Below are 4,892 nucleotides of genomic sequence, written 5' to 3'. Positions count from 1 at the left end.
GTGTGGGGTAAAATCGAAACGAATAGGCTTTTTCCATGTCTCACATTCTAGCATATATTTGGTAAATGCGCTAGTATTTAACGGTAAAGCCAACCTAGAACGACGGGGTTTCAGACCCAAAATTTTCGATGAAGTTGTGTTAAGGAGTGAAGGGAGCAAGTTGCCCCTCAATTATTGGAAGTTATTGAATTGATTGCCAAAGTCGAGAATTGTATTGGTAAAACTGGAAATATCCCGAATGGGTTGGGTAATAATATTAAAAGCGGCGAAAATTTCCCCTAATAGGGTGCGGGTGACAATAATTACGTCTTGATCTTCTAGGGGAACATTTTGGGATATATCTCCCCTAACTGCCGCTATCGGACTCAAAGTTTGACTAACAATTCCCCCTTTGGCACTGTCAAAACGTAGCAGGGACACTTCATTGACATTGATCCGCAGGCGATCGGAAACTGGTAAACTAGCCACCACATCGAGGAAGGTGCTGCCATTAGGAATCGAAACATTTCTCAGGGCAATTCCCGAAGGAACTAAGGGAGCTAAAACCCTGACGGTGATATTCTGCTGGGTGAGGGTAGTTCTAGCCACTAGGGTGCGATTATATCCCGTTTCTTGGCCTACTTCTAGCTTGGAAACAATCACGGCATCGCCCCCTTGCAGACGCAGATCTGGCAAGCGGTCTCCTTTAATTAAGGGAGTATAAAGGTCAAGTTTCTCCTCTAATACCGTACCATCGACTAAAACCCGACGGACAACGATCGAACGCAGATCGGCTCTGGGAGTGCCACCCCCCGCCGCCAAAAGTACCTGCGCTAGGGGAGTATTGGGAGCAACATTATAAAACCCCGGTCGCTGTACCTCTCCCAGAATGGTTAACTGGACGGGACGGGCAGTGGTTAAAACCGCAATCACTTCCGGTTCCTCCCGCAAGTATTTTCGCCCCAATTCGAGGCGGATTTTAGTTTGCACTTCGTCTAAAGTCAAGCCGAGCACCGGAATACGCCCTAAAATCGGCACCAGAAAATTACCATCGGGATCCACCGGCCCCGTGGAATTAAATTCGGGAAAATCGGGAACCGAGACACTAATTTGATCGCCGATATCGAGTCGATAGGTCTGAATTTGTCGGGATTGGCGATTATTGGGAGAGTAAACCGGTGGACTGTAGCCGGTAGGGGGAATCGTGTTTTCGGGAAAGGTGGGATTAGGGGGTTGGGGGGGCAAAAATTCCAACCCGGCTCCGGGTTGAGTCTGGGGTATGGACAAAGGACCTTGGGCTTTGAGTCTCTCGGAGTGAATTACCCATAAGAACCCTGTCAGACTCAACCCTGATAAGGCTATCGCCCTGGTTCTGAATAAACTAACTGGCAAAAACTTGTTGAGCATTGCTGGAATCATACAGATATATCAATTTATTTTCTGAGAGTTATCGGAACAAAGAAGCTATTAAGGACTAGAAAAGTGCCTTGAGCTAGTTTTTTTTAAACAGATAGTTGGGAGCAGAAAAACTACTTTTCTTTTTTGGTCTCAGGCAGAGAAGTTAATTGACTTAAGACATTTTGTTCTAAGTTACTTTGAACTTCCTTGGCGAGATTGAGAGCAAAGGGAGTGAGAGTTTGCAGTTCTTTCGTCGGTTCTAAGGGAATCACCAAGGAAACGGCTATCCAGGGTACTCTCTGTCTTTTTAATTGCGCCCATTGGTCAAGCCAATACCACACCGAGGGATCGTAATGACCACCACCTAGCCAAGCATACCATTGCACCACAGCAAAGGTGTTTTGTGTCCAGGCACGATAGAATCGAGCCGTGGCCTTTCCTCCCGACTGGGTGGGGATTAATAGCTCGGTTGTTTCCCCCTGATTCCAACGACTAATCGAAGTGATATCCGACCATTCTAATCCTGGTTGATTTTTATAGTATATCTGTGGCTTTAAAAGCACGGTGATCCTCTTGCCTTCAGGAGTTTCCACCACTTGTACCGACCATTTTCCCTCACCGATTTCTCCTTGGCTCTGGTCGATGGTTTTCAGGTCAGAGAACTTGATTCCCGATTCTTGTAGGACTCGCATTTTCTGCATATTACTGATTCTCGGTTGCTCCACCCAAGACCACTGGCCAGAAATTAAATTGGGCAAGATACCCCCTACAATCAATAGCAGCAGCAGGCACAACAGCAGTAAATAATTACCCGGGAGCTTTTTTTTGACTTTATCTAACACTAAAGTTACCTCGGCTGGAATTTTTTGACTAATCATCCTGGTTACCTTCCTCTTGAGCCGGGGACTTTTTCTTAACCGCCTCGCGATACTGCATGATTTGGAAGACCAAAAGGATCAGTAATAACATAAAGACCGAGTATAAATCACCCCCCCAGCTATCGTGGAGTAATTTAAAGTTTTCCTCTTGTCCCGTGCCGTGAAACCAAGCTAAAAGCGCGTTACGAATAATATTAGCCCCGACACTAATTCCAAAGGCACTGAGGAGCATAAAGCGGGTTTTACGACCGTTTTCGATAGTATCAGTCCAATGGAGCAGCAGCAGCGTCACGTAAAGACTGGTAAATAACATTTTCAGCCCCGCACAGTAGGGAGCGACTTCCACCATCCTACCTTCTACCGCTACATAGATACCGTCAACGGAGACATCTAAGCCGGCTTGCTGGAGAATAAAACCAGCGCAAGCGGCAATAAAAACCTGTAGGGGTAGGGTATAGGGAGCAATCAGGTAGGGGATAGGATTAGGAGTCGCTAAGGCTGTTAAAAGTAGGGGAAATCCCTGTAATTTAAAACCTTCTGTTCCTTTTAACCAGAGACAGATTCCCGCTAAAATAATCGGAAAAGACATACTAACCCAAAGAGAGGAACCGAGGAGATAAAAAATCGCTCCTAGGGTTAACAAAAACGCTCCGAGGGGGTGGGAGCGATCTTCGAGGCGTTGCCATTTTTTGCGATTCTGCCAGACAATATAGGCGGCGTAGGGAAGGCCAATCAAGCCGTGGCTAAAGTATTCGTGTTCGATGCCGATCGATTTATTCAGCCAACCATCGTACCAGTGAAAGATCACCGGACCATAGATAACCGCCAAGAAACCGATAATCAGCCAAGATTGCCGATTTTTGTGGGAGACGGGGGACAAGGAAGGACTAACACCCATAGGACGGAGCGATTTAGTGACAAATTCTGAATTTATGTTACCCGATGATCGCAGTGATCTGTTCAACAACGATGTCAATCTGCTCCTCGCTGATGCCGGGGTACATGGGGAGAGAGACAATTTCTTCACAGAGAGTCTCTGCATTAGGAAAGTCTCCCTGTTGATAACCCAGGTAGCGATAGGCCGGTTGCAGATGACAAGGAATCGGATAATGAATGCCGGTTTGAATACCGACGGCAGTTAATTGTTCTTGTAGTTGTTGGCGCTCAACGGAACAATGGGGGAGAATGCGAATAACGTAGAGATGATAGACATGACCAGTCTCGGTTTCGTCTCGTACGGGTAAAATGCCTTGATCGGCTAAAGGAGCCAAAAGCCTGTCGTATTGTCTTGCCGCTCGATGACGGGAGCGATTCCAGCTTTCCAGATGGGGTAATTTAATGTTTAAAATGGCGGCTTGTATGCTATCCAAACGGCTATTAGTGCCGATATCGGTGTGGAAATACTTGCTCGGTGCGCCATAATTTCTTAAACTGCGGGCTTTTTGGCTAATTTCGGGATCATTGCTCACTAACATTCCGCCATTGCCAAAAGCACCCAAATTTTTACTGGGATAAAAACTAAACCCAGCCGCTACACCGACACTGCCGGCGCGATAACCTTCTCTACTGGCTAAATGGGCCTGGGCCGCATCTTCAAAGATAATCAGATTATAGCTGCGGGCAAAATCCTGTAATTGTTGGGGTGATACCATCTGTCCGTACAGGTGTACGGGGAGAATGGCGCGGGTGTTGGGGGTAATTCTTTGAGCAGCCGCCGCGAGGTCAATTAGGGCTGTATCGAGGTGACAATCAACTAAAATCGGTTTGGCCCCCGCTTGCACAACACCCATAAGGGTAGCGACAAAGGTATTAGCGGGGACTAGCACTTCATCCCCAGCACCGATGCCGTAAGCTTGTAAAGCCAGGGTAAGAGCAGCAGTGCCAGAAGCTACTCCCACAGCATACTCGACTCCGCAAGCTTGGGCAAAGGCGGTTTCAAATTCGGCTAAAGCTTGGCCTAAAACAAAATCTCCCCGGTCGATAACTGTTTGGATTGCCTCGGTAATTTTTGCTTGTAGGGGCTGATTTTGCCAAGTTAAATCCACAAAGGGAACTTTGATTAAACTGAAATTCATCTAGTGCTTGTTTATGGAGATATTATTAAGTGTCAACAGACTAGCATGGATTTGAGCGAGTTGGCTAGATTCCTATTCAGGGGATTTGGTCTTGACTTGGCCAAAAGAATCAAGTTGACTGCCTAGCTATTTATTTTTGCCGCCAAACTTTGAAGATAATTCCTAGGCAGAGGAGAATATAAGCAGAAGTTAATAAACCGTTCCAGTATAAAAAGCGAAAACTCAAGGTTTGGTCGCTGAAAGTAGCCCCAGTCCAGAGGAAAGCGTAAAAAAGCAGCCATCCTAGCGTTAAATTCAGAGATAAGCGACTAATTTGCCGTTGTTTTCCTTTTCTTTCCCCTCGATACCATGTCCAAGCGGAGGGAATCACCCCTAGAAAGGGAATTAGATATAACATTAATTGCAGTCGCTCTAATTTGCGATCGCCGAAAGGATCGTGATTAATCATGGTATTTGTCCGATAGAACTGGTTATTTTGACATCCTCACCGCCGTAAACGGACGGTGATTCCCAAACCTCACGATTTAGGTTTCTGCTTCTTTCCCTTGCGGGGTTCCGCACC

At 46.4% G+C, this 4,892-nt stretch carries 5 protein-coding genes; all 5 read right to left on the bottom strand.

Going from position 1 to position 4,892, the window contains the following annotated elements; genetic code table 11:
- Positions 1 to 171 precede the first annotated feature (171 nt).
- The 5 genes from BGL89_RS05275 to BGL89_RS05255 all read right to left on the bottom strand — a co-directional run bounded on the left by BGL89_RS05275 (position 172) and on the right by BGL89_RS05255 (position 4,778).
- Positions 172 to 1,386 carry a polysaccharide biosynthesis/export family protein gene (locus BGL89_RS05275; RefSeq protein WP_286824788.1) on the bottom strand — a complete coding sequence of 405 codons (1,215 nt, stop codon included), beginning with the start codon at positions 1,384 to 1,386 and terminating at the stop codon, positions 172 to 174.
- A 122-nt stretch (positions 1,387 to 1,508) separates the two neighbouring features.
- Positions 1,509 to 2,255, bottom strand: a complete 747-nt coding sequence (locus BGL89_RS05270; RefSeq protein ID WP_286824787.1) for a cyanoexosortase B system-associated protein — start codon at positions 2,253 to 2,255, stop codon at positions 1,509 to 1,511.
- The gene (gene crtB, locus BGL89_RS05265) at positions 2,248 to 3,153 is read right to left on the bottom strand and encodes a cyanoexosortase B (RefSeq protein ID WP_286824786.1); all 906 of its coding nucleotides are present in this window, start codon (positions 3,151 to 3,153) and stop codon (positions 2,248 to 2,250) included. The genes BGL89_RS05270 and crtB overlap by 8 nt, the downstream gene beginning before the upstream one ends.
- 37 nt (positions 3,154 to 3,190) lie before the next feature.
- On the bottom strand, positions 3,191 to 4,330 hold the full coding sequence (locus BGL89_RS05260; protein ID WP_286824784.1) for a DegT/DnrJ/EryC1/StrS family aminotransferase: 1,140 nt from the start codon (positions 4,328 to 4,330) through the stop codon (positions 3,191 to 3,193).
- A 130-nt stretch (positions 4,331 to 4,460) separates the two neighbouring features.
- Complete coding sequence (locus BGL89_RS05255; RefSeq protein WP_286824783.1) at positions 4,461 to 4,778, bottom strand: hypothetical protein; 318 nt, start codon at positions 4,776 to 4,778, stop codon at positions 4,461 to 4,463.
- Positions 4,779 to 4,892: the final 114 nt, after the last annotated feature.

The sequence above is a fragment of the Microcystis sp. LSC13-02 genome (genome assembly GCA_002282935.1).
Classification (GTDB): domain Bacteria; phylum Cyanobacteriota; class Cyanobacteriia; order Cyanobacteriales; family Microcystaceae; genus Microcystis.
The sequence above is the reverse complement of the archived record's forward strand: the minus strand, read 5'-3'. Positions and strand labels throughout refer to the sequence as shown.

Coding starts and splice junctions, on each gene's coding strand:
- BGL89_RS05255 (WP_286824783.1), bottom strand. CDS start 4,778: ATGATTAATCACGATCCTTTCGGCGATCGCAAATTAGAGCGACTGCAA.
- BGL89_RS05270 (WP_286824787.1), bottom strand. CDS start 2,255: ATGATTAGTCAAAAAATTCCAGCCGAGGTAACTTTAGTGTTAGATAAA.
- BGL89_RS05260 (WP_286824784.1), bottom strand. CDS start 4,330: ATGAATTTCAGTTTAATCAAAGTTCCCTTTGTGGATTTAACTTGGCAA.
- crtB (WP_286824786.1), bottom strand. CDS start 3,153: ATGGGTGTTAGTCCTTCCTTGTCCCCCGTCTCCCACAAAAATCGGCAA.
- BGL89_RS05275 (WP_286824788.1), bottom strand. CDS start 1,386: ATGCTCAACAAGTTTTTGCCAGTTAGTTTATTCAGAACCAGGGCGATA.